This is a genomic window from Psychromonas arctica, from assembly GCF_036697365.1.
Lineage (GTDB): Bacteria > Pseudomonadota > Gammaproteobacteria > Enterobacterales > Psychromonadaceae > Psychromonas > Psychromonas arctica_A.
In genome coordinates this window covers 211,790-235,272 of the sequence record NZ_JBAHZA010000005.1, presented here as the reverse complement: position 1 = coordinate 235,272, position 23,483 = coordinate 211,790, and the positions used below count along the sequence as shown (strand labels likewise).

Annotated in this window: 25 protein-coding genes; 19 read left to right on the top strand and 6 right to left on the bottom strand. The window is 36.9% G+C overall.

The annotated features are described in order from the left end of the window. Both rsxB and rsxA read right to left on the bottom strand, forming a co-directional pair. On the bottom strand, positions 1-573 hold the full coding sequence (gene rsxB, locus V5290_RS07905) for an electron transport complex subunit RsxB (RefSeq protein WP_333383741.1): 573 nt from the start codon (positions 571-573) through the stop codon (positions 1-3). After that, positions 570-1,148, bottom strand: a complete 579-nt coding sequence (rsxA, locus tag V5290_RS07900; RefSeq protein WP_333383738.1) for an electron transport complex subunit RsxA — start codon at positions 1,146-1,148, stop codon at positions 570-572. The genes rsxB and rsxA overlap by 4 nt, the downstream gene beginning before the upstream one ends. A gap of 280 nt (positions 1,149-1,428) precedes the next feature. Between rsxA and nrdD the strand changes: the two genes are divergently transcribed. From nrdD to nrdG, 5 genes are all read left to right on the top strand, one after another. Continuing rightward, on the top strand, positions 1,429-3,573 hold the full coding sequence (nrdD, locus tag V5290_RS07895; protein WP_333383735.1) for an anaerobic ribonucleoside-triphosphate reductase: 2,145 nt from the start codon (positions 1,429-1,431) through the stop codon (positions 3,571-3,573). Positions 3,574-3,671: 98 nt separating this feature from the next. Beyond that, positions 3,672-4,589, top strand: a complete 918-nt coding sequence (locus tag V5290_RS07890; protein ID WP_333383732.1) for a zinc dependent phospholipase C family protein — start codon at positions 3,672-3,674, stop codon at positions 4,587-4,589. Positions 4,590-4,591: 2 nt separating this feature from the next. Then, positions 4,592-4,987: a hypothetical protein gene (locus V5290_RS07885; protein WP_333383730.1), complete on the top strand. Its 396-nt coding sequence runs from the start codon at positions 4,592-4,594 to the stop codon at positions 4,985-4,987. Positions 4,988-5,319: 332 nt separating this feature from the next. Next, a complete protein-coding gene (locus V5290_RS07880; protein ID WP_333383727.1) occupies positions 5,320-5,535 on the top strand; it encodes a hypothetical protein in 216 nt (71 codons plus the stop codon). Between the two features lie 159 nt (positions 5,536-5,694). After that, positions 5,695-6,156, top strand: a complete 462-nt coding sequence (nrdG, locus tag V5290_RS07875; protein WP_333383725.1) for an anaerobic ribonucleoside-triphosphate reductase-activating protein — start codon at positions 5,695-5,697, stop codon at positions 6,154-6,156. Positions 6,157-6,229: 73 nt separating this feature from the next. On the opposite strand, the gene V5290_RS07870 is transcribed toward nrdG, so the two are convergent. Further along, complete coding sequence (locus tag V5290_RS07870) at positions 6,230-8,134, bottom strand: methyl-accepting chemotaxis protein (protein WP_333383722.1); 1,905 nt, start codon at positions 8,132-8,134, stop codon at positions 6,230-6,232. Between the two features lie 178 nt (positions 8,135-8,312). On the opposite strand from V5290_RS07870, the gene V5290_RS07865 reads away from it, so the two are divergent. The 4 genes from V5290_RS07865 to clpA all read left to right on the top strand — a co-directional run bounded on the left by V5290_RS07865 (position 8,313) and on the right by clpA (position 12,972). Further along, positions 8,313-8,894 carry a DUF6942 family protein gene (locus V5290_RS07865; protein WP_333383719.1) on the top strand — a complete coding sequence of 194 codons (582 nt, stop codon included), beginning with the start codon at positions 8,313-8,315 and terminating at the stop codon, positions 8,892-8,894. Between the two features lie 161 nt (positions 8,895-9,055). Further along, a complete protein-coding gene (locus tag V5290_RS07860) occupies positions 9,056-10,009 on the top strand; it encodes a chemotaxis protein CheV (RefSeq protein WP_333383716.1) in 954 nt (317 codons plus the stop codon). Between the two features lie 336 nt (positions 10,010-10,345). Beyond that, entirely contained in the window at positions 10,346-10,672 is a 327-nt protein-coding gene (clpS, locus tag V5290_RS07855) for an ATP-dependent Clp protease adapter ClpS (protein ID WP_333383713.1), read from the top strand. A 44-nt stretch (positions 10,673-10,716) separates the two neighbouring features. Next, positions 10,717-12,972 carry an ATP-dependent Clp protease ATP-binding subunit ClpA gene (clpA, locus tag V5290_RS07850; RefSeq protein WP_333383710.1) on the top strand — a complete coding sequence of 752 codons (2,256 nt, stop codon included), beginning with the start codon at positions 10,717-10,719 and terminating at the stop codon, positions 12,970-12,972. Between the two features lie 89 nt (positions 12,973-13,061). On the opposite strand, the gene infA is transcribed toward clpA, so the two are convergent. After that, the gene (infA, locus tag V5290_RS07845) at positions 13,062-13,280 is read right to left on the bottom strand and encodes a translation initiation factor IF-1 (protein ID WP_007419779.1); all 219 of its coding nucleotides are present in this window, start codon (positions 13,278-13,280) and stop codon (positions 13,062-13,064) included. A 109-nt stretch (positions 13,281-13,389) separates the two neighbouring features. Then, entirely contained in the window at positions 13,390-14,106 is a 717-nt protein-coding gene (locus tag V5290_RS07840; RefSeq protein ID WP_333383700.1) for an arginyltransferase, read from the bottom strand. A gap of 326 nt (positions 14,107-14,432) precedes the next feature. On the opposite strand from V5290_RS07840, the gene V5290_RS07835 reads away from it, so the two are divergent. The 9 genes from V5290_RS07835 to nqrM all read left to right on the top strand — a co-directional run bounded on the left by V5290_RS07835 (position 14,433) and on the right by nqrM (position 22,139). Next, complete coding sequence (locus V5290_RS07835) at positions 14,433-14,744, top strand: BolA family protein (protein WP_333383699.1); 312 nt, start codon at positions 14,433-14,435, stop codon at positions 14,742-14,744. Positions 14,745-15,026: 282 nt separating this feature from the next. Next, complete coding sequence (locus tag V5290_RS07830) at positions 15,027-16,367, top strand: Na(+)-translocating NADH-quinone reductase subunit A (RefSeq protein ID WP_333383696.1); 1,341 nt, start codon at positions 15,027-15,029, stop codon at positions 16,365-16,367. 3 nt (positions 16,368-16,370) lie between these two features. Then, entirely contained in the window at positions 16,371-17,576 is a 1,206-nt protein-coding gene (locus V5290_RS07825) for an NADH:ubiquinone reductase (Na(+)-transporting) subunit B (protein ID WP_333383693.1), read from the top strand. Further along, complete coding sequence (locus V5290_RS07820) at positions 17,569-18,348, top strand: Na(+)-translocating NADH-quinone reductase subunit C (protein WP_333383690.1); 780 nt, start codon at positions 17,569-17,571, stop codon at positions 18,346-18,348. The genes V5290_RS07825 and V5290_RS07820 overlap by 8 nt, the downstream gene beginning before the upstream one ends. Then, positions 18,341-18,973, top strand: a complete 633-nt coding sequence (locus tag V5290_RS07815) for an NADH:ubiquinone reductase (Na(+)-transporting) subunit D (protein WP_333383688.1) — start codon at positions 18,341-18,343, stop codon at positions 18,971-18,973. Before V5290_RS07820 ends, V5290_RS07815 begins: the two co-directional genes overlap by 8 nt. Before the next feature lie 5 nt (positions 18,974-18,978). After that, positions 18,979-19,587, top strand: a complete 609-nt coding sequence (gene nqrE, locus V5290_RS07810; protein ID WP_113820158.1) for an NADH:ubiquinone reductase (Na(+)-transporting) subunit E — start codon at positions 18,979-18,981, stop codon at positions 19,585-19,587. 67 nt (positions 19,588-19,654) lie between these two features. Further along, positions 19,655-20,878 (top strand): NADH:ubiquinone reductase (Na(+)-transporting) subunit F, encoded by a 1,224-nt coding sequence (gene nqrF, locus V5290_RS07805; protein WP_333383684.1) that lies wholly within the window; start codon positions 19,655-19,657, stop codon positions 20,876-20,878. Positions 20,879-20,883: 5 nt separating this feature from the next. After that, complete coding sequence (locus V5290_RS07800; protein WP_333383681.1) at positions 20,884-21,915, top strand: FAD:protein FMN transferase; 1,032 nt, start codon at positions 20,884-20,886, stop codon at positions 21,913-21,915. After that, positions 21,915-22,139, top strand: a complete 225-nt coding sequence (gene nqrM / locus V5290_RS07795; RefSeq protein ID WP_113820155.1) for a (Na+)-NQR maturation NqrM — start codon at positions 21,915-21,917, stop codon at positions 22,137-22,139. Before V5290_RS07800 ends, nqrM begins: the two co-directional genes overlap by 1 nt. Positions 22,140-22,180: 41 nt before the next feature. Here nqrM and V5290_RS07790 read toward each other — a convergent pair whose 3' ends face one another. Next, the gene (locus tag V5290_RS07790; protein ID WP_333383676.1) at positions 22,181-22,630 is read right to left on the bottom strand and encodes a YaiI/YqxD family protein; all 450 of its coding nucleotides are present in this window, start codon (positions 22,628-22,630) and stop codon (positions 22,181-22,183) included. A gap of 502 nt (positions 22,631-23,132) precedes the next feature. Here V5290_RS07790 and cspE point away from each other — a divergent pair. Further along, the gene (gene cspE, locus V5290_RS07785) at positions 23,133-23,339 is read left to right on the top strand and encodes a transcription antiterminator/RNA stability regulator CspE (RefSeq protein WP_019613006.1); all 207 of its coding nucleotides are present in this window, start codon (positions 23,133-23,135) and stop codon (positions 23,337-23,339) included. Positions 23,340-23,483: the final 144 nt, after the last annotated feature.

Below are 23,483 nucleotides of genomic sequence, written 5' to 3'. Positions count from 1 at the left end.
TTACGGCTCGTTACTGCTGTCTGTTGAGATAGTTTTCGTTGGGATAGTTTGTAAATTCCATTGCCAGTTCTGTGTTGTAATTTGGATAGGTAGCATATCAATACAGTCTGTTGGGCATGGTGCAACACATAGTTCACAGCCAGTACATTCGTCTGTGATCACTGTGTGCATTTGTCTTGTTGCGCCTAAAATCGCATCAACTGGGCATGCCTGAATACATTTAGTACAACCAATACATTCATCTTCGCGAATAAAAGCGATGAGTTTAGGTTTTTCTTCGCCTTCTAGTTGTTTAGGCTCTATTCCCATGCGATCTGCAAGTTGCTGCATAACGGCTTCGCCGCCTGGCGGGCATTTATTAATATCATCGCCTTCAGCAATGGCCTTAGCATAAGGTTTACAACCCGGGTAGCCACACTGTCCACATTGGGTCTGTGGCAACATCGCATCTAACTCTTCTACGATCGGATCTTCTTTTACTTTAAAACGAATCGACGAGTAACCTAATAGGGAGCCAAAAATTAGCCCTAAAACACCTAAAGTAACAATGGCAATAATAATACTGATGATCATTTAATTAACCCAGTAAAGCCCATGAATGCTAACGACATTAAACCTGCTGTGATCATTGCGATGGATGCTCCTTTAAAAGGTAACGGAATATCCGCAGCGCTGAGACGCTCACGAATAGAAGAAAACAAAATAAGTACTAATGAAAAACCTACGCCCGCGCCTAATCCATAGATGACTGACTGTGCAAAATTATGTTGCTCAGTTAAGTTTAATAAAGCTAAACCTAAAATGGCACAGTTGGTGGTGATTAGCGGTAAAAATATACCCAGTAAACGATATAGAGTCGGGCTAGTTTTATTCATTACCATTTCAGTAAATTGTACTACTACGGCAATGACTAAGATAAAGCTCAATGTTTGTAAATAATGTAAGCCTAGTGGCACAAGTAAGTAAGTATTTACAATATAAGAAAGCGCTGCTGTTAATGTTAGAACAAAGGTCGTTGCCAAAGACATACCAACCGCTGTTTCAATTTTATTAGATACGCCTAGGAATGGGCATAGACCTAAAAACTTTACGAGCACAAAGTTGTTAACTAATACTGTGCCAAAAAAGAGTAAAAAGTAATCGCTCATAAATAATGATTCCACTACAAACTGTAGGTTATTTTATGCATAAAAAAAGAGGGGCATTGTAACAATAAAATCAGCCTATTTCAGTGTGAAAATGCAGACTATTTTAGTGATTTATCCATTTATCTTACGAACAAAGGAGCTAAAAGGTTTTTTTGTTGCGTCATCTTCTACTTTTTTACCATTAATGAGACTCTTTTTACAAACTTGATTTGCATCAATGATCTATATCTGGTGTTAAGTATAGTGCTTTATCACTATATATTGTGTTTTGGAGTGGTTAATGAAACCTGTTGTGATTAAGCGTGATGGTAGCCAAGTTGCCTTTGATGGAGCGCGTATTAAAGCGGCGATAAGTAAAGCAGCACTGGTAATTAAAGATAATAAAATACAACCAGAGCTAATTGTTCAGGAGGTTTGTGGATCCTTGTCAATGTTAGAAGAAGTGGATATTCACCATATTCAAGATGCTGTTGAAGCGAGTCTAATGAAAAATGGCCATATTGAATTAGCGCGGGTTTATATTGAATATCGCCATGATCGCGATATTGCAAGAGAGCGAAAAAGTAAATTAAACCATGAAATTAATGGATTAATTGAACAAAGTAATGCTTCTTTATTGAATGAAAATGCTAATAAAGATGGCAAGGTGATCCCCACTCAACGTGATTTACTAGCGGGGATTATTGCTAAGCATTATGCCAAATCTTATATGTTGCCTCGCGATGTAGTTCAAGCACATGATCGCGGTGAAATACATTACCATGACCTAGACTATGCACCATTTTTTCCTATGTTTAACTGTATGTTAATTGATATTAAGGGAATGTTTATCCAAGGTTTTAAAATGGGTAATGCAGAGATTGAAGATCCTAAATCAATCTCAACAGCTACTGCGGTAACTGCTCAAATTATTGCACAGGTGGCAAGCCATATTTACGGGGGAACTACAATCAATGGGATCGATACAACCCTAGCTCCTTATGTCACAAAAAGTTTTGAAAAGCATTTATTGATTGCGAAACAATGGGGGATTGAAGATGCTCACGCCTATGCAACACAACAAACTGAAATTGAATGTTATAACGCGTTTCAATCCTTAGAATACGAAGTGAACACTTTGCATACGGCTAATGGGCAAACTCCCTTTGTTACCTTTGGTTTTGGGTTAGGTGTGGATTGGCAATCTCGTTTAATCCAACGTGCTATTTTAAAAAATCGCATTGCAGGTTTAGGTAAGAATAGGAAGACCGCTATCTTTCCGAAGTTAGTGTTTGCTATTAAAGACGGCATCAATCTAAAAGAAGACGATCAAAACTACGATATCAAGCAACTTGCGTTACGTTGCGCCTCTAAGCGTATGTATCCCGATATTTTAAACTATGACAAAGTAGTAGAGGTGACTGGCTCATTTAAAACGCCAATGGGGTGTCGAAGTTTCCTTGACCGTTATCAACAGACTTCGGTAACAGAGGATGGCGAAACCGACTCTGAGTTGATTCACGATGGCAGAGGTAATTTAGGGGTTGTAAGTATTAACTTACCCCGTATAGCCTTGCAGGCAAAGGGCGACCAAAAAATATTTGATGCGTTATTAGTTGAACGTCTTTGTCTATTAAAAAAAGCGTTGAATACACGCATTGAAAGATTAAGCGAAGTTAAAGCAAGTGTCGCGCCTATTTTATATATGGAAGGGGCTTGCGGGGTCAGGCTAAAAGCCGATGATTGTGTCGCTGATGTATTTAAGCATGGTCGAGCTTCTATTTCTTTGGGATATATTGGTTTACATGAAACAGTAAATGCTTTATTTGGTCATGATCAGCATATTTTCGATAATGCTCTTAAGCAGAAAAAGTCTCAACAAATACTCCAGGTATTAAAACAAGCAGTGCAAGATTGGTCAGCAGAATCAGGCTATGCCTTTAGTTTATATTCCACTCCTTCTGAAAACTTATGTGATCGTTTTTGTCGATTAGATACAAAAGAGTTTGGGGTCATTAGTGGTGTGACTGACAAAGGTTACTACACCAATTCATTTCATTTAGATGTTGAAAAGTCGGTAAACCCTTACGATAAAATTGATTTTGAAATGGTTTACCCTGCAATCAGTAACGGTGGTTTTATCTGCTATGGGGAGTATCCAAATATGCAGCATAACCTTAAAGCATTAGAGAATGTCTGGGATTATAGTTATACGCGCGTTCCTTACTACGGAACTAATACTCCGATTGATGAATGTTATGAGTGTGACTTTACCGGCGAATTTGATTGTACCAGTAAGGGGTTTGTTTGCCCCAGTTGTGGCAATTCTGATCCTGAAAAAGTAGCCGTAACTCGACGTGTTTGCGGGTATTTAGGAAGCCCTGATGCTCGGCCTTTTAATGAAGGGAAGCAAGAAGAGGTTAAAAGAAGGGTTAAGCATTTGTAGTTTTTCTTTATGTCTTTCTAAATATTATTAATGCTAAATTAATTAGAAAAGTCTATTGTTTTATCTTTTATTGCTATTAATTATATTAAGGAATGATTATGCCGGGAGCTTTTGCACATATTACAGCGGTAAATTTAGCATCAGAAAACAAAAAACTAACAAAACTAAATATACCTAATCAAGCTAAATTTATATTATCTAAAAATATTGAATTTATAGAGTTAGGTTGTGTTAGTCCTGATTATCCTTATCTGAAAATTGGTGATAAAGGGCAAAACGGATGGGCTGACAAAATGCATTATAGCAATGTTGGAGTGTTCATTCGTAAAGCAATAGCCTTAATTAAAGAGTTAGATGGAATAGAAAAAGAAAAAACATTTGCTTGGCTTTGCGGATATGTAGGTCATGTTATCGCTGACATTACTATTCATCCTGTCGTGGAATTAAAAGTCGGTCCCTACCATGAAAATGCGAAAGAGCATCGTATTTGCGAAATGAATCAAGATACTTATATTTGGGAGAGACTTAACCTTGGAGAACAAGGCCTTGCTGATAGGGTTAGAGCTAACATAGGTTCTTGTGTAGAAAAATCAGATCCTTCTAAAGTTGATATTGTGATCAGTCAATTATGGCTATCTTGCTTAACAAGCGTATTTCCCGAACAAGTGAAAAAATGTAAACCTGAAATAGATGGATGGCATAAAGGCTTTCAATTTATCGTTGATAATGTGGAAGAAGGTTACAGACTATTTCCTTTTGCTAGACATGTAGCTGCTAAAATAGGGATAGTTTATCCAAGTCGAGAGGACGTTGATATGGGCTATATAAAAAATCTTGAAACTCCTACTGGACTAAAAAATTATGATGAAATCTTTGATTTAGCTGTTAGTAATATATGTTTGTATTGGGAGTATTTATCAAATGCTATTTTTAGTGAAGGCGATGATAATATGTTTTTAAATTGGAATTTAGATACTGGGTTGTCAGAATTAAATGAGCTAACTGCTTGGAATTAAATATGAAATTTATATTCGTAATTTTAATGGTTTCATTATCAGTTGGTTGCACTACAAACCAATATAATGATGAAGAAATGTATGATTTAGCATCTGAGTTGAAAGATCTATCGCAAACTGTTGATGGTTATTTGAAATTTAGTGATATGGAATTTAAAGATGGCGCTGAACTTTTAGATTTAGTTTCAAAAGAATATCCTAATAAAGTTGATGATTTTGTTGGTTATGACATAAAAGTTGATATTCAATCTGACAACGCTGTTTTGCTTCTGTGTGATGAGGATATAGCCTTAATTGAAGATGTTGGTTGTAATGCAAAGGTGGACCAAATCTTATGGAAAAATATACAACGAAATAGTTGTGAATTTAAAATTGAGGCGAGCAAAATTTGTAATTAAAACTTAAATTGCTTTCGTCTACGCTCATCGAAGCTGTTTGATCATTCATTGCTTGGTGTTTCGTCCTGACGGCGACTTCATTTTCTTTGCACTAGCAAAGGAAAAAGAAGTAAATAAAAATCGCTCCAATTCGTTTTTAATCTGAATTAATGACTGGCTTCTGACGTGCAGTTAAGAAGTCATATCCCTGTGACGAGCACTTACCTTGCTTGAAGGCTTCATTAATTCAGAAGAGCGCAATGGAGAAGGACACGTAGCCATTTAGTCTAGTTATTATGTTTGGTAAGAAAATTTATCTTAAGAAGTAATTAATATTAAAAGGAAGTTTAAAGGTGGATATTGTTTTTAAGATTGGAATGTTAATTTTTGTTGTTGGGTTTATTTTTTATATTGTCGAAGTATTTCGAACAAGTGTGGCTTGGGGAATTGCTTGTGTTTTTATATATCCATTGGGAATTGTGTTTACGATTATGCATTGGAAGGTTGCGAGGAACCCTGTTTTGATAAAGTTAGCTGGACTTGGTGTCATGATGGTTGGTTCTCCCTAATACATAAACTTCTTTTTAATCGGTTTAATTTTCGAGGTATTTCAGTTTAGATGTTTTCTGGCTGTGAGCATAAACAGGTTAAAAGTAGTGCTTACTGTATCGATCACCTTTTACGAAGCAGGCACTCGTTATTAACAAACTAAATATTAAGTATTGCTTATGAACTACTCAAAATATTACCCAGTCGACGTGGTTAATGGCGAAGGTACTCGTTGTACCTTATTTGTCTCTGGTTGTGTACATCAGTGTAAAGGCTGTTACAACCAATCAACTTGGTCTTTAACTGCGGGGCAGTTATTTACCGAGCAGCTTGAGCAGCAGATTATTGATGATTTAAATGATCAACGTATTGTAAAGCAAGGGCTTACTTTGTCTGGAGGAGACCCCTTACACCCTGCGAACGTTGATCAGGTTTTAGCACTTTTAAAACGAGTCAAACGTGAATGTGAAGGTAAGGATATTTGGATGTGGACTGGATATTTGTTAGCGGAACTTAATGTTAAACAGAAACAAGTTATTGAGCTGGTGGATGTATTGATCGATGGTAAGTTTGAAAAAGATCTTGCTGATCCTTCATTGGCTTGGCGAGGCAGTGCTAACCAGGTTATTCATTACTTGTAAATAATTCTGTGGCAGAAACAAAAGAAGAGCCTAATAAGCTCTTCTTTTTCATTTAATCAAACTAAATAATTATTTATTGCAGTTTGAATTTCTTAACTATATCTGCGAGATGTAAGTTGGCGTCGGCTAAGTTAACCGCCTCATGATTTACATCATCACCACTTGTGGCAATTCGCTCCACCATTTCGCTAATCTTTGCCATATTCTTATTTATTTCATGGGATACGGCACTTTGTTCTTCGGCTGCAGTGGCTATTTGTACATTAATTGCGTTTAGCTCTTCAACGGATAAGCTAATATCATCTAGATCGGTTACGACTAGATTAATTTGTAATGAAGTTTCTTCACAACTAGTTCTTGTAGCTTTCATTGTTTGCGTCACTGTATTACCGCTGGCGGTAAGTCTATTAATAGTATGTTGAATCTCAGTGGTACTTTGTTGAGTTCTTGATGCTAATGCACGGACTTCGTCTGCTACAACTGCAAAACCTCGACCATGTTCGCCCGCTCGTGCTGCTTCAATTGCTGCGTTCAATGCCAGTAGATTTGTTTGATCAGCTATTTCACCAATAATACTTAATACTTTTGCAATTTCAGATATTTGTAATCCCATCTCGCTGATATTTTGTGAAACATCATCAACGCTTTCAACTAGTTCAGTCACCGTTTGTGTTGCATTACGTACGACCATTTTTGATTGTTCTGTTTGTGCATTGGTTTTACTAGTAAATTCAACTGCACCAGAGGTGTTTTGAGCCACATCTTGAGAGGTTGCGTTCATCTCTTCTAAAGCTGTCACCGCTTGCTCTGTTTCAATTTTATGTTGGTTAAAAGTCTGCTTGTTTTCTTCTGTTAATGTTTGTAAACCATCAATACTTGAATCAATACGAGAAGATGCCTTTGCGATATCTAACATCATATGCTGTAGGTTATCGATAAAGGTATTAATGTTTGTGGATATTTGTCCTAAGTCATCTTGGCTTGTTACGGGTAAACGTTTAGTTAAATCACCATGGCCACTTGAAAGAGCTTGCACGGTATTTTTTAACGCGAGTACTGGTTTATAGGTGTAACTCAAGAGTAAAAATATAAACAGTGAGCCAATAATAATTAAGCTGATAGTACTAAGTAAACTAGTTTTTAATGATTGGTCAACAACTTGGTATACGACTGATTCATCAAGCGTAATTAATAGGTGCCAATGTGTTGCGTCATTAATTTGAATCGCTCCAAAGTAATTAACGTTATTTTGATGATCGGTTTGGAATGAGAATGTGCCTTGTTGGTCATTCAATAGCTGGCTTTTAAAAGGTAATAAAGCTTTGGTATCTGCAATACTACTTTTACCTGCTGTTAAAGTGCGATTAGAAGAGGCCAATACTAAGCCTGAATCTGTATAAAGCGTTGCTGTAGCGCCAGAAAAAACGGTGTTATCAACCATAGGCTGTAAACCGTTTAACTCCACGTCTGCCAGTAATACTCCTTGTATCGTATTCTTATAATAAAAGGGCGCTGCAATACTGATCATTAATCGGCCTGTGCTACTTCCTGTATAGATATCCGTAATAATTGCTGCACCTTTACGTTTTGCTTGTTGGTACCAACCTCGAGTGCGGGGATCATAACTAGCTGCATATTTACCTTTATTGCTGTTAAAGGCCAAGCCATCTTCATAACCGACTACAATAGCAGATGCCTCTGTTGAGCGTTGCAATAACATAAGATTAGTAATGGTATTTATATCGTCACTTCTGGTGGAAAATAACTCCGCTGATGTACTGATACTTCTATTTATTTTATCGATAAACTCATGAATTTTATCACCGTTACTGGATAAATTTAGCATAGAGTAACGATCAACATTATCTATAGTAATGTTTGACTGTTGTGTATAAGAAATAAAAGAGAGTGTAGCTGTTGCAACGGTTAACATTATAATTGCAGCAGAAACGATTCGACCTTTGAAGTTAAGATACATGTAGTGGCTCTTGAGTGGTTTGAAAGTTAGAGTTGGCATTAATAAATTATCAATGCGTGTGGCTACCTTTATGGGATAGATATAAATTGCGCGGATAATAACATTGTTATAAGTCTCTTTTCTATCTCTAATGAGGTGTTTTTTTAGTGGTTTTTTGGTTTAATAGGACAACGATGAAGTGTTAGATAAAAAACAGGTTTGTATTGGTCTAGGAGATGTGGATTTTACTTTTGCTGTATATATTCAAAATCAACCTAATATGCCGCAATGGCAAGAACTAAATAGGGTGGTTCCACTGCAAAAAACTGATGTTGATAGCATTGGTAAAGCATGCGGAAATGGTTGGAGGAAGGTGTTTAATGTTTATGCCAAATTACTTTACGCCTTAGATAAAGAATATTTTAAATTCTCTTTATCAGCACCCACGTGGCAAGCTTATCGAGATCAATATCTATTGCAGGAAGGTAGTCAAACAGCATTACTGTTTAATGCAACAAGCTTAACTATAGATAACGACTATAATAGTAAAAAAAGTGTTCAAATTGTGCATATTATCTGTGGTAGAACTTATGCAAAGCAGTTAATCAAAACGGGGCAATTAACAGATTCGTTATTGTGGCTAGATGAAGAGTTTGCGATCAATGTAAATCAACGAGTCATCGTATGCCCTTATTTTGATTATAGGCAGCTATCAAACGTTAAAATACAGCGATTATCTACTTTGTTAAGTGGGTTATCAAAAAATGAACACGTAACATAAAAAAAGAGTGACCAAATAAAACGCTAATAGCAGTTACTCTTATTCGATGTACCTAATTATTATAATAGGTATAAGTAAACCGTTTATTATCTCTGTATTTTAGTGATTATATTAAACGTGATAATGATTAAATATATAACTTGATTCATAGGGATATAAAAATGACTAACTTATTGGAAAATATCGATAAGCGCACCAATTTAGTGGGTGAGAACCGTTTAGAGCTATTACTATTCCATTTGTCTGGAAGACAACTCTTTGCTCTAAATGTGTTTAAAGTAAAAGAGGTCGTAAAATTACCTCGTTTTAATAAGCTACCTAACTCTCACCCTCATATTGATGGTGTTGTTGCGATTCGTGGTGAATCTATCCCTGTAATTAACTTAAAAGCAGCTATTGGCTTACAGCCTTTAGTACCTGATAGTGAGTCTAACCTTATTATTACTGAATACAATCGAACCATTCAGGGCTTTTTAGTTGGGAAAGTTGAGCATATTGTGAATATGACTTGGGGCGAAATAATGGAGCCTCCTTCAACGGTAGGTCGACACCATTACTTAACTGCTATTACCAAACTTAAAGAAGAAACAAGAGGTGAGTTAACTGGTTTAATTGAAATTATTGATGTTGAAAAGGTGCTTGCGGAAATCTTGGATTATAAAGTTGATATATCAGAGGGGATTGTTGACCCTAATATTCTGTCTGAATTTGCGGGGCAGCGTATTCTTCATGTTGATGACTCATATACTGCTCGTAAACAAGTTGCGAATACGCTAGAGCAACTCGGTGTTGAGATTGTTCCAGCTAAGAATGGTCTTGAAGCATTAAATCTACTAAAAGGTTGGCTAGATCAAGGTAAAAAGATTCAAGATGAACTTTTGATGGTGATTACTGATGCTGAAATGCCAATGATGGACGGTTATAAACTCACCTCTGAAATCCGAAATGATCCTCGTATGTCGGATATGTTTGTTGTACTCAATACCTCGTTGAGCGGTGACTTTAATAAAGCCATGGTGGAAAAAGTTGGCTGTAATGAGTTTTTGTCTAAATTCCAGCCTGACCGTTTAGTTGAAGTCGTACAAAGTCGCTTGAAAGAAAAAATAGAGTTATAAGTATACTTATTTAAATTACATGAGCTAGATGGTTTATTTCTTCTTATCAAATGTTTAAATCACTGTGATTTGCACTCTATAGAATTAAGCTTTACTCTGATCTTTGTAAGTGTCGTAGGTAGTAAGAATTACTTCTTATATCAATAGATTACTTACTTAGAACATTTTTTTCTTTCCTGATGCGTATGTACTGCGTATATTCAATATGACTGGTGTGACATATAAATGACTAGCGTTATGCCTTTTTATATGATTAATATTGAGAGATTCATAACGTTATTCGAAAGAAAAAACTAATTATTTCAACAACCTTAATAATGAAGACTAGACTAAAAAATGAGTGATAAAAATTCTCCAAAAACGGACAATGAATCGGCAACAATTGAATCTGAACAAACAAAATTAGTGCCGCCATCTATGTATAACGTATTACTACATAACGATGATTATTCGCCAATGGACTTTGTTATTGATGTGTTACAACGTTTTTTCCGATTAGATCATGAAGCAGCAACAGAAGTTATGTTGAACGTTCACTATAAAGGGATTGGTATTTGTGGGACCTTTACAGCTGAGATTGCAGAAACAAAAGTGATGCAAGTAGTTCAATACGCTAAAGACAATCAACATCCATTGAAATGTACAATGGAAAAAGAGAGTTAACAATTTTACGAGATTATTCATTTACACTCTCATAAGGAGTCTCCATGCTAGATAAACCTTTAGAACATAGCCTTGACTTAGCTTTTCGAATTGCTTACGAAAAATATCATGAGTTCATGACATTAGAGCATCTACTATTAGCCTTATTAGAGAATGAAGAAGTAAAAAAAATTCTGCAGGCTTGTTCAGTAGACATCGTTTCTTTACATATCGAATTAACTAATTTCTTAGAGACTAATCCTAGTCTGTCTGACGTGAAAACAGAAAAGCTAGAAGTTCAGCCTACCATTGCCTTTGAGCGAGTTTTACAGCGTGCTATTTTCCACGTTCAATCATCAGGTAAATCAGAAGTTAGTGCATCTAATGTGTTGGTGGCTATTTTTAGTGAGCAAGAATCACAAGCGACTTATCTGCTTAAAAAATCTAACTTATCACGATTAGACGTCGTTAATTACTTATCTCACGGTACTGAGAAGCATCCTGATAGCATTACTTTTCATGAGCCAGAGCAAGCTGAAATGGCAGAACAAGAAAGTAATGAAATGCCTTTCGCTGTCAATCTAAACGAACAGGTTGTTGCTGGAAGTATTGATCCTCTAATTGGACGTGAAAAAGAGGTAGAACGTTGTGTTCAAATTCTTTGTCGTCGTCGTAAAAATAATCCACTATTAGTTGGTGAGTCTGGGGTTGGTAAAACAGCAATCGCAGAAGGGTTGGCGTATCAAATTGTAAATAATAATGTGCCGGATGTTATTGAAGACCATATTATTTATTCATTAGATATGGGGGCATTGCTTGCAGGTACAAAATATCGTGGTGAATTTGAGCAACGTTTTAAAGATGTACTGAAGAAATTGCAGTCACAGGATAATGCGATTCTGTTTATTGATGAAATTCATACCATTATAGGTGCAGGTGCTGCAACCGGTGGGCAACTCGATGCGGCAAATTTATTAAAACCATTACTAAGCAGCGGTAAATTACGCTGTATTGGCTCTACGACTTATAAAGAGTTTGGGCAAATCTTTGAAAAAGAGCATGCCTTAGCGCGCCGTTTCCAAAAAATTGACGTACTTGAACCGTCAGTGAAAGAAACAGGGCAAATATTATTAGGGCTACGTACACGTTACGAAGAGCATCATAATATTCGTTATACCAACAAAGCCTTAATTGCAGCAGCAGAGTTAAGTGCTAAATATATTAATGATCGCCATCTACCTGATAAAGCAATCGATGTAATTGATGAAGCTGGTTCACAAATGCGTTTGTTACCAGTTAGCAAACGTAAGAAAACCATTGGCGTGACTGAAATTGAAAACATAATTGCTAAAATAGCGCGTATTCCCCAAAAATCTGTTTCTAGCTCAGATAAAGATGCATTAGCTAAGTTACATCAACGTTTGAAAATGACTGTATTTGGGCAAGACAGTGCAATTGATGCATTAACAGATGCTATCCATTTAAATCGTTCAGGTTTATCGGATGAATTAAAGCCGATAGGTTCATTCTTGTTTGCCGGCCCTACAGGGGTAGGTAAAACAGAAGTAACACAACAGCTTGCAAAAGCGCTTGGTATTGAGTTATTGCGTTTTGATATGTCTGAATACATGGAAAAACATACGGTATCTCGTTTAATTGGTGCACCACCTGGATATGTCGGTTACGAGCAAGCTGGTCTATTAACAGATGCGGTTGTTAAACACCCATACTCTGTAGTGTTACTAGATGAAATAGAAAAGGCGCATAGCGATGTCTATAACATTTTGTTACAAGTAATGGATCACGGGACGTTAACCGATAGTAACGGTCGTAAAGTAGACTTTAGAAATGTTATTTTGGTTATGACAACAAATGCAGGCGTTCAAGAAACGGTGAAACAGAGCATTGGTTTCAAAGAACAAAAAGAGGGCGCTAAAGCAATGGATGAGATCAATAAGACTTTCTCACCTGAGTTTAGAAACCGTCTTGATAATATTATTTGGTTTAACCATTTAGATCTTAATGTTATTAGTCAAGTTGTGGATAAGTTTATTGTTCAGTTACAGGTACAGTTGGATAAAAAACAAGTATCACTTGAAGTAGGCAGTGATGCTAGAAATTGGTTAGCAGAACATGGTTATGATAAAGCAATGGGCGCTCGACCAATGGGACGTTTAATTCAAGAAAAACTGAAAAAACCATTAGCTAATGAAATCTTATTTGGTAGTTTGCAGGACGGTGGCAGTGTTCGTGTGAACCTGAATAGCGATGGTAACGATATTGAGTTTAATTACGAGAAAAAACTAGAAATGAGTAATTAATTATTCATTTTGTTTAGAGTATAAAAAAACCAGCATTAAGCTGGTTTTTTTATGGCTAATAAAAGCCTGATTTTGTTACCGGCTAGTAATTAACGAGCACGGAAAACAATACGACCTTTAGATAAGTCATAAGGTGTAAGCTGAACTGTCACTTTATCGCCAGTTAGAATACGGATGTAGTTTTTACGCATTTTTCCTGAGATATGTGCAGTAACAACGTGACCGTTTTCTAATTCCACACGGAACATTGTATTAGGCAGCGTATCTAAGATAGTGCCTTGCATTTCAATACTGTCTTCTTTTGCCATTGGCGATGGATCCTTTGTAATAGGTAAGTAGTGCTAATTTCAATCGGCGCATAATGCCAGAATAATTGAGAGTGGTAAAGGATTGTTGTTCATAATTCACACTAAAAAGCTAATCAAAGTCCTTCCAGCACTGGTTTATGAAACGTTGATGCGGATTAAATTGATTTTTATAATTCATTTTTTGACAGTTTTTAATGTAATAGCCTAAGTATAAAAAATCAATATTGTGTTTTTTAGCCAAGGCTAATTGTTGCAAAACGGCATATTTACCTAATGAAGCATAGTGATAGTCAGGGTCATAAAAGCAATAAAAAGCACTCCATGCGCTGGATTGCCGATTAGTTAATACATCTGTCACACTGACTGCAATAAGCCTATCTTGATCATAAACCTCAACGAACATAATATCTCCCCAAGAGCATGCGATAAAAGAATCAAACTGATCTTTTGTCGCTGGAAACATTACACCATCTCGATGAACCTGATTAATATATCTTTCGTATAAAGGGTAATAAGCTTCACTAATGACGTTAGAAGTAACCGTTGTAAAATGTTTATTTTTATTAATTAAACGTTTTTGGCTCTTAGATAATCGAAAGTCATTACTGTTAATTCGTAATGACTCACAGCCATCGCAACCAGAACAGTGTGGTCGATATACTTGCTCACCACTGCGTCTAAACCCTATTGCCATTAAAGAAGCGTAATGGACTTTTGCATTCTGTTCCGGGTCTAACAACATAATTAGTTGTTCTTCTTTATCTGCTAAATAAGAGCAAGGAAAGGCTGCAGTAAGGCCAACTTTAAGTTCGGAGGTTTGAGACACACGTTACCTATTATAATTAAAAATGATAGTAGAAGATATCGGCTCACGCTACGCAATCAGAGCCTACTGTTCATTAAGGGTAATAATATTCGTCTAACTTGTCTATTAACGTACTTATTTATTGCTTATAGAGTGGCTAATATCGATTAGATTTAACCCTGTTGGTAGGCGGTACAATAGAAATTGTTTATAGAGTATTAATAAGTAAATTAAATGTTAAATTTGTAGAAAAAAAACTGAGAAATACGGTAACATATGTGTCCCATCTAATTAAGTTGTACTTATCTAGCTTTTCCTAGGCTGGTGTACACGTCAATAGAGGTAATATGATCGTTCAAAAAATTATCGAAGATAAACTGGTAGGACGCTTTCAAGCTGATTACCTGCAAGTTATCAACGAAAGCCATAATCATTCTGTTCCACCAAATTCTGAGACCCATTTTAAAGTTACAATTGTTTGTGATGAATTTGAGGGAGTCCGTTTAATTATGCGACATCGTTTAATTAATGAACTGCTTGCAGAAGAAATTGCAGGTCCTGTTCATGCATTAGCTTTACATACTTACACGCCTACTCAATGGGCAGAAAAAAGTCAATCTTCGCCTGAATCAGCAAAATGTTTAGGCGGTGGAAAGTAAGTAAGAAATAGCAACAACAGATGGTAAGATCACTATATCAAGTAACTAGAATTTAAAATGTAAATGCTTTTTGTAAACTTTGTTTTCTTTTTTATTTAAATTTGAACTAACAGCAGTAAGCTTTTTGATTTGATATAGCAATTAACCCCTCTCTAATGTTAATATTTCACCGAATTTTTTAGTGTACATGTTAATCAATTGTTAACTTCAATTTATTGCGTGTAATGTTTTATCGCCGAAAGGCATTTAACTTTTTCCTCCCGTAACATAGTGCAAGAGAATATGATTACTATAAAAAAAGGACTGGACCTCCCGATTTCAGGAGCGCCAGAGCAAGTCATTCAAAATGGTCCTGCCATTTCAGAAGTTGCTATACTGGGTGAAGAATATGTTGGAATGCGCCCATCAATGGCTGTCAAAGTCGGAGATGTGGTGAAAAAAGGCCAAACTTTATTTTCTGATAAGAAAAATGAAGGTGTGCTTTTTACCGCTCCAGCATCTGGTGTAGTTAAAGAAATTAACCGTGGCGCTAAACGTGTGCTGCAATCTGTGGTTATTTCAATACAAGGCAATGATAGTGTGCAATTTGCTAAGTATGAAAGCCAGCAACTAGCTAGCGTTGAGCGAAGCAAGGTTGTTGAGAACCTAGTTGCATCAGGTGCGTGGACTGCATTACGCACTCGACCATTTAGTAAAGTGCCAGCAATTGATGCTCAGCCAGCTTCTATTTTCGTTACTGCAATGGATACTAATCCATTAGCGGCTGATGCAAGCCTTATCATTAATGATAATCAAAAAGCATTCACTGACGGTTTGGCTGTTTTATCTCAGTTAACTGAAGGCAAGGTTTACGTTTGTAAAGATCAAACAGTATTACCTACTTCAGATGTTGCGCGCGTAGAAGAAAAGATCTTCACTGGCGTACATCCAGCTGGATTAGCAGGTACTCATATACATTTTATTGACCCTGTATCTGCTACTAAGCAAGTTTGGTCAATCAATTACCAAGATGTCATTGCGTTTGGTAAATTATTTGTATCAGGTGAAGTTTACAGTGAAAAAGTGATCTCTTTAGCGGGTCCTGCTGTGACAAAACCGCGCTTAGTTCGTACTGTTGTCGGTGCTTCTATTGCTCAACTAACTGCTGACCAACTTGCTGCTGGTCAAGTACGTGTTATTTCGGGTTCTGTACTTTGCGGAGTTACTGCTACTGGTCCACATGCTTATTTAGGGCGTTACCATAACCAAGTTTCTGCATTACTAGAAGGTTATGAGAAAGAACTATTTGGCTGGGGTGCTCCGGGTACAAATAAACACTCTGTATCACGTGCATTCTTGTCTGTTTTAAACAAAGCTAAACGTTTTGCCTTTACAACTACAACAGGTGGAAGTAAGCGAGCAATGGTGCCAATTGGCCAATATGAGCGCATTATGCCGCTTGATATTCTGCCAACTTTGTTATTACGTGACTTAATTGTTGGTGATAGTGATAGTGCACAAACATTAGGCTGCTTAGAGTTAGATGAAGAGGATTTAGCGTTATGTACTTATGCTTGTCCTGGTAAGTATGATTACGGTTTATATTTACGTTCTAACTTAAGCAAAATAGAGAAGGAAGGCTAAATCATGGGTCTTAAACATATAATTGAAAAAATGGAGCCGCATTTTGAGGCAGGGGGACGTCATGAAAAATGGTACGCTCTGTACGAAGCTGCTGCGACCTTCTTCTATACTCCTGGCTATGTAACCAAAGGCCTTACACATGTTCGTGATAGTCTTGACTTAAAACGAATTATGATTTTTGTTTGGTTAGCAACTTTTCCTGCAATGTTTTACGGTATGTACAACACAGGTGTTCAAGCTAATGATGCGATTGTTGCGGGTTACTCTGCTCTAGAAGACTGGCGAGTTGCACTGTTGGATATGTTAGGCGTAACGCTTGGCTCCGGTGCAGGTATCTTTGATAACTTGTTATTTGGTGCTGCTTACTTCTTACCTATCTATGCGGTGACTTTTGTTGTCGGTGGTTTCTGGGAAGTGTTATTTGCAAGTGTTCGTAAACATGAAGTAAATGAAGGTTTCTTTGTTTCTTCTGTACTGTTTGCGTTAATCGTGCCTGCAACACTGCCATTATGGCAAGTTGCTTTAGGTATTACGTTTGGTGTTGTAGTCGCTAAAGAGATCTTTGGTGGCACAGGACGTAATTTCTTAAATCCTGCATTAGCTGGTCGTGCATTCCTATATTTTGCATACCCAACTGATATTTCAGGTGATGCGGTATGGACTGCTGTAGATGGCTTCTCTGGTGCAACATCATTAAGTGTAATGTCACAAGGTGGCTTAGAAGCTTTACAATCACAAATGTCTTGGATGGATGCCTTTATCGGTAACATGCAAGGTAGTGTTGGTGAAGTGTCTACATTGGCTATTCTTATCGGTGGTGCATTTATTGTTATTACTGGTATTGCTTCATGGCGAATTATTGCTGGTGTCATGATCGGTATGATTGCAACGTCATTATTATTTAATGTGATTGGTAGCGATACTAACCACATGTTCCAATTACCTTGGTATTGGCATTTAGTAATGGGTGGTTTTGCTTTTGGTATGATCTTTATGGCTACAGATCCGGTGTCAGCTGCATTTACTAACAAAAGTAAATGGGCATACGGCATATTAATTGGATTAATGACGGTATTGATTCGTGTTGTAAACCCTGCCTTCCCTGAAGGTATTATGTTAGCTATCTTATTTGCTAACCTGTTTGCACCGTTATTCGATTATTTTGTTGTGCAAGGAAACATCAAACGGAGGCTAGCACGTAATGTCTAATCAACAGGAAACATTCGGCAAAACAATACTTGTTGTACTAGCAGTTTGTCTAGTTTGTTCAATTATTGTTGCAGGGGCTGCAGTTGGTTTGCGTCCGCTACAAATCGAAAATAAAGCGATTGATAAACAAAACAAAATTCTTGATGTTGCTGGTTTAACAACTAACAAAACAGTGTCTGAAATTTTTAATTCTAACATTGAAACAAAGTTAGTTGATTTAGCAACTGGTGAGTTTGTTTCATCATCTGATCCAATAGCTTATGACCAACGTAAAGCAGCAAAAGATCCTGAAACAAGCATCAAGCTTAGTGCAGATGAAAATGTTGCTAAAATTGGTCGTCGTGCAAATATTGCAACGGTTTACTTAGTATCTAACGATCAAGGTGAGCTGCAACGTATCATTTTACCAGTACATGGTGCTGGTTTATGGTCAACTATGTATGCATTTGTTGCAGTACAACCTGATGGTAATACTATCGAAGCGATTACTTATTACGAGCAAGGTGAAACACCTGGATTAGGTGGTGAAGTACAAAACCCTCGTTGGACTAAACTGTTCAAAGGTAAAGAGTTGTACGACGAGAATGGTGACCCTGCTATTGAAATCGTTAAAGGTCAAGCACCTGCTGGCTCTAAACATAAAATTGATGGTTTATCAGGCGCAACACTCACGAGTGTTGGGGTTGAGCATACCTTTACTTTTTGGTTAGGTGAGCAAGGGTTTGGTCCATTTCTTAGCAAAGTTCGTGAAGGAGCGCTAAACAATGGCTAAATCAACTGAATTAAAAGAAGTACTTACTTCCCCGGTTGTAAGTAATAACCCGATAGCATTGCAAATTCTTGGTGTTTGTTCTGCTTTAGCGGTAACAGCAACACTACAAACTGCTGTGGTAATGACATTAGCTGTATTATTTGTAACAGCTTTTTCTAACTTGTTCATTTCGATGATTCGTAACTATATTCCTAATAGTGTACGTATCATTGTACAGATGGCCATTATCGCATCGTTGGTAATCGTTGTTGACCAAGTATTGAGAGCTTATGCATACGGACTATCTACACAGTTATCGGTTTATGTTGGTCTTATTATCACTAACTGTATCGTTATGGGACGTGCTGAAGCATTTGCTATGAAAAATGCACCATTCCCAAGCTTTATGGATGGTATAGGTAATGGTTTAGGTTACGGCTTAATCCTTGTTTTAGTAGGTGGTTTCCGTGAGTTATTCGGTTCAGGTGCTTTATTTGGATTCGAGATCTTACCGTTAGTATCTAATGGTGGTTGGTACCAAAGTAATGGTCTATTGCTATTACCTCCTAGTGCTTTCTTTATTATTGGTGGCATTATCTGGGCTATTCGCGTTATTAAACCAGAACAAGTTGAGCCAAAGGAGTAATTTGAATGGAACATTATCTTAGTTTATTTGTGCGTTCTATTTTCATGGAAAATATGGCACTGGCTTTCTTCTTAGGCATGTGTACTTTCCTTGCTGTTTCTAAGAAAGTAAAAACGTCAATCGGTCTAGGTATTGCGGTAATAGTGGTATTAGGTATTTCGGTACCGGTTAACCAAGTTATCTATTTTAACCTACTAGCACCTGGTGCGCTTGGTTGGGCAGGTTTTCCTGATGCTGACTTAAGCTTCTTAGGCTTTATCACTTTCATTGGTGTTATTGCAGCATTAGTACAAATCTTGGAAATGATTTTAGATAAATACTTCCCGGCGTTGTACCAAGCACTTGGTATCTTCCTACCACTTATTACCGTTAACTGTGCCATCTTTGGTGGTGTCTCGTTTATGGTTCAACGTGAATACAACTTATTAGAGTCTGTTGTTTACGGTGTGGGTAGTGGTGTTGGTTGGACATTAGCAATCGTAGCATTAGCGGGTATCCGTGAAAAAATGAAATACTCTGACGTACCAGATGGTTTACGTGGTTTAGGTATTACATTTGTAACGGCTGGATTAATGGCATTAGGTTTTATGTCATTCTCTGGTATCCAGCTGTAGTTGTTACTGTTTTAGCTTAGATGAATTCGAGGGAATTTATTCCCTCCCCAAAACAAGGAAAAAGTCGATGGAAATCTTTCTCGGCGTTGCCATGTTTACAATTATCGTTTTAGCTCTAGTCGTTATTATTTTATCGGCAAAAGCAAAACTTGTAAGCACGGGTGATATTACAATTTCTATTAATGATGATGCAGATAAAAGCATCAAAACCCAAGCGGGTGGCAAGTTATTAGGTGCATTAGCAAACGCTGGTGTATTTGTTTCTTCTGCTTGTGGCGGCGGTGGTACTTGTGGCCAATGTCGTGTGAAAATTAAATCAGGTGGCGGTGATATCTTACCGACAGAACTTGACCACATTACTAAACGTGAAGCAAAAGAAGGCGAGCGTTTGTCATGTCAGGTTAATGTTAAAGAAGACATGGATATCGAACTTCCTGAAGAGATCTTTGGTGTTAAGAAGTGGGAATGTACTGTTATCTCTAACGGAAATGAAGCTACATTCATTAAAGAGCTTAAACTACAAATTCCTGATGGTGAATCTGTACCATTTAAAGCCGGTGGTTACATTCAAATCGAAGCGCCTGCACACCATATCAAATATAAAGATTTTGATATCGAAGAGCAGTACCGTGGCGATTGGGAACACTTCAAGTTTTTTGATTTAGAGTCAAAAGTTGATGAAGAGACTATTCGAGCTTATTCAATGGCTAACTACCCAGGTGAAGAAGGTATTATCATGTTGAACGTGCGTATCGCTACGCCACCGCCACGTGATCTATCATTGCCTTGTGGTAAAATGTCTTCGTTTATCTTTAGTCTGAAAGCAGGCGATAAAGTAACGATTTCTGGTCCATTTGGTGAGTTCTTCGCAAAAGAAACTGAAAACGAAATGGTATTTGTTGGTGGTGGTGCTGGTATGGCGCCAATGCGTTCTCATATCTTTGACCAATTCCGTCGTTTACATACTAAACGTAAAGCTAGTTTCTGGTACGGTGCACGTTCTAAGCGTGAAATGTTCTACGTTGAAGATTTTGATGCTATTGCAGCTGAAAATGAAAACTTTGAATGGCATGTTGCACTAAGTGATCCACAGCCTGAAGATGATTGGGATGGACATACAGGGTTTATTCATAACGTATTGTATGAAAACTACCTGAAAGACCATGAAGCTCCAGAAGATTGTGAGTTCTACATGTGTGGTCCACCAGTGATGAATGCTGCGGTTATTGCTATGCTTAAAGATTTAGGTGTAGAAGACGAAAATATCTTACTTGATGACTTCGGCGGTTAACCCCGATGATTAACGCATCGATTAAATGGCTAGCCTTAATAGGGCTAGCCTTTTTTATTTCATCGTGCACTAAACCTGAGCCTGCTTTATTAAAAGTTCAGGGGCAAACTATGGGCACTTATTATCAAGTGACTTATGTTTTGTCGAGTGAACAAACTTCGAATAAACAACTATTAAGCAATGAGTTAAAAGAGTTAATTGATCTGCAATTGGAATTAGTTAATGATCAAATGTCAACTTATCGTCCTAACTCTGAGTTGTCTTTATTTAATAAAAGTAATTCTTCATTAGAAGTATCAGATGCAACTGTTAAAGTGGTATCTAAAGCGCTTGAAATATATCAACAAAGTGGTGGTGCTTTTGATGTAACAGTCGGCCCTTTGGTTAACTTATGGGGATTTGGTCCAGATAAAAAGCCTAATAAAATACCTGATGCAGAATTAATTGAGCAAACCAAACAAGGTGTTGGCAGCCAATATCTGTCAATTGAAGGCAACAAGCTGATCAAAGCTAAACCTGATTTGTATGTTGATCTATCATCAATTGCTAAAGGTTATGGTGTTGATGCCATTGCTGAGTTTATGGAAGCAAAAGGTATCAATAACTACCTGGTTGATATTGGTGGTGAGTTAAGAGCCAGTGGGACTAAGTTAAATCAACAGCCTTGGACACTCGCTATTGAACGTCCTGGTAACGGCCAAAATGTACAACGTTTGTTACATATTGGTAATAGTGCTATCGCTACTTCGGGTGATTATCGTAATTACTTTGAAGCAGATGGCATACGTTATTCCCATACGATTGATCCAAAAACTGGTCGTCCTATCAATCATAAGTTAGTATCTGTAACTGTGATTGACGAAAGTAGTATGGTTGCAGATGGATTAGCTACTGCGATTACTGTATTAGGACCTAAAGACGGCTTAGAATTTGCAACTAAATTAAAGCAGCCTGTTTTTTTATTGACCAAGCAGGGCGACGGATTTATTGAATCTTTCACTCCTGAGTTTGAACAATACCTTGTAGAGGAAAAATAATGATCTATTTTATTGCTACCTTTGTTGTTTTCTTATTAGTTATCGTTGCTATGGCAATCGGTTATATTGTCAATCAAAAGACTATTGGCGGTAGCTGTGGTGGACTTGCATCTGTCGGCATTGATAAAGAATGTGACTGTCCGGATCCTTGCGATACACGTAAGAAAAAGGAAGCAGAAGAACTTAGATTAAAGAAACTTCAAGCTGAAACGCGCATCATCTAAGTTTGTATTTGAATTTCTTTTATTAAAAGGTAAGCGAGCGCTTACCTTTTTGCTTTTTGTAACCATTTGTCTAGTGAGTTAGCAAAGTTTTGTTTATCTTTGTCTGAAAACTTATTTGGACCACCACTGATTTGCCCAATACTTCTTAATTCTTCAGCCATATTACGCATTGCTAGCCTCTGTCGAACGTTATCTGGTGTATACAGCTCACCTCTAGGGTTAAGCGCTATTATTCCCTTTTCAACTAATTCTGCCGCGAGAGGGATGTCTTGAGTAACGACTAAGTCCTTCAGTTCTACATGTTGGCTAATGTAGTTATCTGCTACATCAAATCCTTGCGAAACTTGTATTGTTTTTACTAGGGGCGTTCTTCGAACGGGTAAAGGGGAGTTTGCAACGAATACCAATGGTGTTTGGGTTCTTGTACTTGCTCTTAATACCATTTCTCTTACTGCCACAGGGCAGGCATCTGCATCAATCCAAATTGTCATATTTACCTCGTTTTTAATAGTCGAAATATAATAGCAGTGATAATACCAATCACGCTAATTAACTGATTTATTTTAATTGTAAAAAGTGTCTAGTATTTTTTTATATTTAGCAAAGTAAACAGTAAGTTATGTTAACTTTATCTTTGATTTGAACTGTTCCTTTAGTTCGAAATTTAGACAATATATATAATGTAATTACTATAAAAATATTAAAGTGTTAATGAATCGTTAAATTAAATTTTAACCTTAACTAACTGAAATATATAGAAATGCTTTAAAGTTGATATCTATATTAATGTTTTTTTTATATTAAAGTTAAATAGCTATTGACAGCGAAATAAACCTATATATAATATTTTTTAGCTTGAAAGTTCGTTTGATATTTATGTTCTTTGTTCCGTATTTATGTACCGAATCCTATACATCATAAGTAATAGCAACACTTCTAGCCAACTGCCTTAATTTTTAAGGTTAAATTACTCAAATATATTAGGATATACACATGTCTACTACTACTGGTACAGTTAAATGGTTCAACGAATCTAAAGGTTTTGGTTTCATCGAGCAAGAAAACGGTCCTGACGTTTTCGCACATTTCTCTGCTATCGCAAGCACTGGTTTTAAAACTCTTGCTGAAGGCCAAAAAGTACAGTTCACTGTAACTCAAGGTCAAAAAGGTCCTCAAGCAGAAAACATCGTAGCTCTTTAATATTGCTTCGATGAGCATGTAAATGCTCATTCTGATTGAAAAAAAGGTAGGTTATGACTTGCCTTTTTTTATGCGTTTGTAAAAAATATATTTGTAGATTTACCCTAGTAACAACTCTTTCCAAGCTATACCCAAATCAAATCA

Coding starts and splice junctions, on each gene's coding strand:
- nrdG (WP_333383725.1), top strand. CDS start 5,695: ATGAACTACTCAAAATATTACCCAGTCGACGTGGTTAATGGCGAAGGT.
- V5290_RS07890 (WP_333383732.1), top strand. CDS start 3,672: ATGCCGGGAGCTTTTGCACATATTACAGCGGTAAATTTAGCATCAGAA.
- clpA (WP_333383710.1), top strand. CDS start 10,717: ATGCTAGATAAACCTTTAGAACATAGCCTTGACTTAGCTTTTCGAATT.
- V5290_RS07870 (WP_333383722.1), bottom strand. CDS start 8,134: ATGTATCTTAACTTCAAAGGTCGAATCGTTTCTGCTGCAATTATAATG.
- V5290_RS07860 (WP_333383716.1), top strand. CDS start 9,056: ATGACTAACTTATTGGAAAATATCGATAAGCGCACCAATTTAGTGGGT.
- V5290_RS07800 (WP_333383681.1), top strand. CDS start 20,884: ATGATTAACGCATCGATTAAATGGCTAGCCTTAATAGGGCTAGCCTTT.
- V5290_RS07835 (WP_333383699.1), top strand. CDS start 14,433: ATGATCGTTCAAAAAATTATCGAAGATAAACTGGTAGGACGCTTTCAA.
- nqrF (WP_333383684.1), top strand. CDS start 19,655: ATGGAAATCTTTCTCGGCGTTGCCATGTTTACAATTATCGTTTTAGCT.
- clpS (WP_333383713.1), top strand. CDS start 10,346: ATGAGTGATAAAAATTCTCCAAAAACGGACAATGAATCGGCAACAATT.
- infA (WP_007419779.1), bottom strand. CDS start 13,280: ATGGCAAAAGAAGACAGTATTGAAATGCAAGGCACTATCTTAGATACG.
- V5290_RS07790 (WP_333383676.1), bottom strand. CDS start 22,630: ATGACAATTTGGATTGATGCAGATGCCTGCCCTGTGGCAGTAAGAGAA.
- V5290_RS07885 (WP_333383730.1), top strand. CDS start 4,592: ATGAAATTTATATTCGTAATTTTAATGGTTTCATTATCAGTTGGTTGC.
- rsxB (WP_333383741.1), bottom strand. CDS start 573: ATGATCATCAGTATTATTATTGCCATTGTTACTTTAGGTGTTTTAGGG.
- nqrE (WP_113820158.1), top strand. CDS start 18,979: ATGGAACATTATCTTAGTTTATTTGTGCGTTCTATTTTCATGGAAAAT.
- nqrM (WP_113820155.1), top strand. CDS start 21,915: ATGATCTATTTTATTGCTACCTTTGTTGTTTTCTTATTAGTTATCGTT.
- nrdD (WP_333383735.1), top strand. CDS start 1,429: ATGAAACCTGTTGTGATTAAGCGTGATGGTAGCCAAGTTGCCTTTGAT.
- rsxA (WP_333383738.1), bottom strand. CDS start 1,148: ATGAGCGATTACTTTTTACTCTTTTTTGGCACAGTATTAGTTAACAAC.
- V5290_RS07830 (WP_333383696.1), top strand. CDS start 15,027: ATGATTACTATAAAAAAAGGACTGGACCTCCCGATTTCAGGAGCGCCA.
- V5290_RS07825 (WP_333383693.1), top strand. CDS start 16,371: ATGGGTCTTAAACATATAATTGAAAAAATGGAGCCGCATTTTGAGGCA.
- V5290_RS07815 (WP_333383688.1), top strand. CDS start 18,341: ATGGCTAAATCAACTGAATTAAAAGAAGTACTTACTTCCCCGGTTGTA.
- cspE (WP_019613006.1), top strand. CDS start 23,133: ATGTCTACTACTACTGGTACAGTTAAATGGTTCAACGAATCTAAAGGT.
- V5290_RS07820 (WP_333383690.1), top strand. CDS start 17,569: ATGTCTAATCAACAGGAAACATTCGGCAAAACAATACTTGTTGTACTA.